The 5,365-nt window shown below is 41.3% G+C and carries 3 protein-coding genes; all 3 read right to left on the bottom strand.

Features of this window, described 5'->3' with window-relative positions; all coding sequences use genetic code 11:
* Positions 1 to 1,167 precede the first annotated feature (1,167 nt).
* Genes H5200_RS22595 through H5200_RS22585 form a run of 3 tightly spaced genes read right to left on the bottom strand, consistent with a single transcriptional unit; the run spans position 1,168 to position 4,998 of the window.
* Positions 1,168 to 3,417: a polysaccharide biosynthesis tyrosine autokinase gene (locus tag H5200_RS22595; RefSeq protein ID WP_182762734.1), complete on the bottom strand. Its 2,250-nt coding sequence runs from the start codon at positions 3,415 to 3,417 to the stop codon at positions 1,168 to 1,170.
* A 14-nt stretch (positions 3,418 to 3,431) separates the two neighbouring features.
* Positions 3,432 to 3,866 carry a low molecular weight protein-tyrosine-phosphatase gene (locus tag H5200_RS22590; protein ID WP_182762732.1) on the bottom strand — a complete coding sequence of 145 codons (435 nt, stop codon included), beginning with the start codon at positions 3,864 to 3,866 and terminating at the stop codon, positions 3,432 to 3,434.
* A gap of 13 nt (positions 3,867 to 3,879) precedes the next feature.
* Positions 3,880 to 4,998, bottom strand: a complete 1,119-nt coding sequence (locus H5200_RS22585) for a polysaccharide export protein (protein WP_182762730.1) — start codon at positions 4,996 to 4,998, stop codon at positions 3,880 to 3,882.
* Positions 4,999 to 5,365 lie beyond the last annotated feature (367 nt).

Genomic DNA, 5,365 nt, shown 5'->3' with positions numbered 1-5,365 from the left:
CATTCGTGGCTAAAGCCGACTCCTACGTACTCTCTGTGGTGATTCTTTTACTTTTATCACAACTGCGCGGCATAAAGCCGCGCCTACGTTAAGTCATAGGTGCTAGGTTTTAGGAGCTAGGTCCTAGCCTTTTACCTCGTTCCTTTAACTTTTAACCTTTCGCGGTAGCAAGCTACTCGCCTACAAATCATTTTTACCACCGAGGGCACTGAGAAGCTTCGCTACACCGAAAAAACGTTCGTGGCTAAAGCCGACTCCTACATGCTCTTTGTGGTGAACCTTTTACTTTTATCACAACTGCGCGGCATAAAGCCCCACCTACAAAATAAGTTCTACCACCGAGGCGTTCGCTACATCGAGAAAAGCTAGATAAAAGTTAATTTATTAGCTCTCTAATCTCTACCTCCGTGAACTCAGTGTCCTCTGTGGTGAATTTACTTAATTTTTTACCACCGAGAGCACCGAGGCGCTTCGCTACACAAAGAAAACCATTCGTGGCTAAAGCCGACTCCTACGCATTCTCTGTGGTGAACCTTTTACTTTAGTTACAACTGCGCGGCATATAGCCCCGTCTACAAAACAAGTTCTACCACCGAGGCGTTCGCTACACCGAGAAAAGCTAGATAAAAGTTAATTTATTAGCTCTCTAATCTCTACCTCCGTGAACTCAGTGTCCTCTGTGGTGAATTTACTTAATTTTTTACCACCGAGAACACCGAGGCGCTTTGCTGCACCGAAAAACCATTCGTGGCTAAAGCCGACTCCTACGAGTTCTTTGTGGTAAACCTTTTACTTTAATTGCAACTGCACGGCATATAGCCCCGTCTACAAAACAAGTTCTACCACCGAGGCGTTCGCTACATCGAGAAAAGCTAGATAAAAGTTAATTTATTAGCTCTCTAATCTCTACCTCCGTGAACTTAGTGTCCTCTGTGGTGAATTTACTTAATTTTTTACCACCGAGAACACCGAGGCGCTTTGCTGCACCGAAAAACCATTCGTGGCTAAAGCCGACTCCTACGCATTCTCTGTGGTGAACCTTTTACTTTAATTACAACAGCGCGGCATAAAGCCCCGCCTACATTTGAAGTCAAAGGTTTTAGGTGCTAGTTACTTACCTAGCACCTATTTAACTTTTTTGTCGCGATATAAAATCGCTGCTACGTTTTACTTATCCGATTTATATTCGTAATTGTAGTAACCGTAATAGCCGTATGCATTACTGGCTTTTTTAACTACACCGTTAAATACCACACCTTTAACATCGGTGCCATTTTGCTCAAAACGATTACGGGTAAGTTCGATCTCTTTAATATGGTTTTGGCCAAAACGGGTTACCAATAATGTAGTGCCAGTATGGGCGCTAACTATTGCCGGATCGGTCACCGCTAAAATAGGTGGTGTATCAACAATTATTATATCGTATGCGCTACTTACCTCGGCAACTAACTTACTAAAGTTACTGTGCATCAGTAACTCTGATGGGTTTGGTGGTATTTGCCCACGGGTAATAACACTCAACCCTTCTACAGTGGTTGGCTTGGTTACTTGCTCAAGGTTTAAACGCCCAGACAGGTAATCACTCAAGCCATCATCCCACTTTAAGCCAAACTGGGTTTGTAAGTAGCCTTTACGCATATCGGCATCGATTATCAGTACTTTTTTACCGCTTTGTGCCAAAACTGCGGCTAAGTTAACTGATACAAATGATTTACCCACACCTGGACTTGGGCCGGAAATTGCAATTAGGTTATTTTTAGCCTCCATCATCGCAAAATGTAAACTAGTGCGTAGGCTACGTAATGCCTCAATTGATAAATCCGCAGGGTTATCAAGCGCCAAGATGGATTTAGGTTTATTCGCTTTGTTTTTAAGTGATTTACTAAAACCAGTGAGTTTATCTTGATAATCTGAGTAGGGTACGCTGGCATATACTGGCAGGCCAATTGCTTCTATCTCATTTGGATCTTCAACGCCTTTGTGCATGGCTTTTTGCACCAGCACAATTGCAACAGCTAACATACCACCTAGCATAGTAGCCATCACGACTATCAAGGCTTTTTTAGGCTTAACAGGTTTTGAGGTATTCACCTCGGCAAAATCAATAATACGTACGTTACCTACTGTACCGGCACGCACTATATCAAGCTCTTGGGTTTTGCTTAGTAATAGCGTATAAATTTGGTTACTTACTTCTACATCGCGTTTTAAGCGCAGTAACTCTTGTTGAGTCTCTGGTAAGTTACCCACTTCACCAACTAATTCTTTTTTCTGCTCATTTACAGCATTGATTTGCTCAATTAAGCCTTGGTAAGTTGGGTGGTCTTTTTTAAACTTACGGCTCATTTCTAAACGCTTTAACTCAAGCTCTTGTAGTTTTGTTTCAAGTTTAACTACTTGCTCTAATACGCCTTGCGTTTCAAGGGTGATATTGATTGACTGACGTTTAATTTGGTAATCGTTAAAACGTTGCTCGGCAAATTCAAGTTGCTTTTTAATTTCTGGTAATTGTACTTCTAAAAACTCTAGGGATTTTTGTGCTTCGGCTGAATTACGTTCAACATTACGGCGTACATAAATACCCGCCACTTTATCTAGCACTTTTTCAGCATAATGTGGTTGTTCGCTCTGTAGGCTTAGGTTAATTATGCCTGAATCTTTTCCCTTTTCACTGGCACCAATCGCAGCTTGTAAATCTAAAATCGTATTTAAGCGATCTTTACGCAGTATTGTAAATTCAGTACCGGCACGAGCATTTAAACTACGTATCGTTAAGTTAAACTTACCATTGGTTAATTCTTGCCCTACTTTACCCGCTAATATTTGTTCGCCTTCGTCATTTAATAATGCCACAGCATTATTTTCTTGCGCTACTAATGTAAACTCGATACCTACAGCAGATCGTGGTACATCAAACCTAAATACATCAATGCTCTCACCGCCCCACGCATATGAGATCGCGCCAAAACTCGGCTCAGCTAACTCACCTTCGTTCATAGGGCTAAATTTACGAAACGCACGGCTACCTATAAATGGGAATAATTTGGGCTCTGCTACTACATCAAGCTTTAATGTATCAACCGCTTCACCAATTACTGAACGTGATTTAAGTAGTTCAATTTCTGTAACTGCGGCTGAAGTACTTTCAAACATGCCCGACATATCGTCAAAACCTGGCACTGAGCCACCACTTTCTTCAACTTGGATCATCGCTGTGGCTTGATATACCGGGGTCGAAAATACCGCGTAAACCACACCAACAGCCATAAACGCAGCTGTTAAGGCGATTATAAAATATTTACGATCTATCAAAGCACCTAACAGTGCCATTAGGTCAATTTCTTGGCTTGCTTGTGCCTGTTGTTCAGACAACCGATTTTGTTTGTTTGCTGCTAATGCAGTGGGCTGAGCATTCATGTACTAGCCTATCCTTATAAATACTTTTGCCAAGCGCTACAGGCGCTGTCGATTAATGCATAAACGTGTTCAAACGCTTCAAGACTCTGCCGATATGGATCTGGAACTTCTTTATCATCCAACCATTTACCGAGTAAAAAGGTTTTTCCGCGCGCTTCAGGATAACGACTACAGAGATCAGTTAAATGGCGTTGTTCCATCACTAAAATCACACTGTTTTGCGCAACTAGGCTTGATGTTAACTGCTGGCCTTGGTGCTCGTCCATATTTATACCATTCGTTGCAGCAATCTGCTTTGCTGTCGCGTCGGCAGCTTTACCTTCAAGCGCGGTTAAACCAGCAGACGATACTTTGATATTTTTACCAGCTAACTTACTTTTTAATACGTATTCAGCCGTTGGACTGCGGCAAATATTACCTGCGCACACTACTAAAATAGAATCAAACATCTTTTATTAACCCTTAATTAGTGTTGGCTACATCGTTAACAGCATCTACTGTTGATATTGATGGTAGTAATAGGCTAATTACACGGTTCCAACGAGCAAGCGGTGCCGATGTTACATATACGATATCGTGAGGTTGTAATTCAAATTGCTCGGCCAATACCAACGCTGCAACATTTTTTGCATGCAGCTGGTATACATCGGCAATCACACCATCGGTTTCAAGGTTACGTTTACGTAGCACAAACACACCATTCGCATCGGCGGTGTTTTCGTTTAGTCCACCGGAATTACTGAGTGCTTCAGCAAGGTTTAAACCGTAACGATTAACATCAACTGAGCCCGCTTTTTTAACATCTCCTAAAACAAAAACACGTTGTAAATCGTTGCGATTTACATGCACTATATCGCCATGCTGTAATAAGCGGTTTTGTGAAATATCGCCATGCGCATAAAAATCATCAAGCTTTATTACTTCTGTTTTGTCGCCGCGAGTAAACGTTACTGTGCGCCAATCCGCAGCAGCAGTTAAACCACCGGCTTGATTTAAGGCATCAATCAATGTGAGTGGAATTTCGGTTACTGGGTATACACCAGGCTTAGTTACTTCACCAGTTACGTAAGCTTTTTGGCTGCGAAAACCAACCACTTTGATATCAACTTGCGGATCTTCAATCACCCGACTTAAGCGTTTAACTAACTCATTGTGTACTTGTTGTACTGTTTTACCTGCAGCCTGAATATTCGGCGCATAAGCGTAAGTAATGGTACCGTCTGCTTGCACGCGAAAACCATCAAACTCAGCGGTACGTTGTACTGCAGCTGGTATGGTTAATTCTGGGTGATCCCATACACCAATGGTAAGTACATCACCTACACCAAGTATGTATTCGTAATTATTAACATTTAAACCATCAAGGCTTGAAGGTGACTTAGTTTTTTTGCGCGATTGTTTTTGCTGATAAATTAAAGATGAGTCAATAATTTGAATATTTACTTTTTCAAGGTCTTGTTCAAGGTTTTTTGTTTGTTCACCCGATTCGATTCCTTCGAAATGGCTACCGGGGATGATTGTACAACCTGTCATTGTTAGCAACGTGAGTGATGCTACAAGTGTTTTACAGCTTAGCGCCATTGTTTATTCCCAAATAATATTAAATTCTAAAACTTTCAGCTTATTTTAAATATATTGCTGTTATTTTTTGCTGGCTAATTAAAGCATGGCTATCCTTGCTTCGCAAGGTTGCTTGCACGTTTACTGTGCAAGCAGTTAACTTTTTTGTTAATTTAGTTAAAAGCTTCGGGCTTCGGGCTTTAGGCTTAGGGCTTCGGGCTTTGCGCTTATGGCTTATAGTATTGGCAATCGTTTCTCACGATTCGGGCCTAACGCTAGAATCTTCACGTTTCTTTATTCGTCATTCTAGCATCTTCTCTACATCTCAATAACATCAGATAATTAAACCACTGCTTTTACAACTTGTTATATTATACAGATGCATACT

The sequence above is a fragment of the Pseudoalteromonas sp. SG43-7 genome, assembly GCF_014164295.1.
Taxonomy (GTDB): Bacteria; Pseudomonadota; Gammaproteobacteria; order Enterobacterales; family Alteromonadaceae; genus Pseudoalteromonas; species Pseudoalteromonas rhizosphaerae.
The sequence above is the reverse complement of the archived record's forward strand: the minus strand, read 5'-3'. Positions and strand labels throughout refer to the sequence as shown.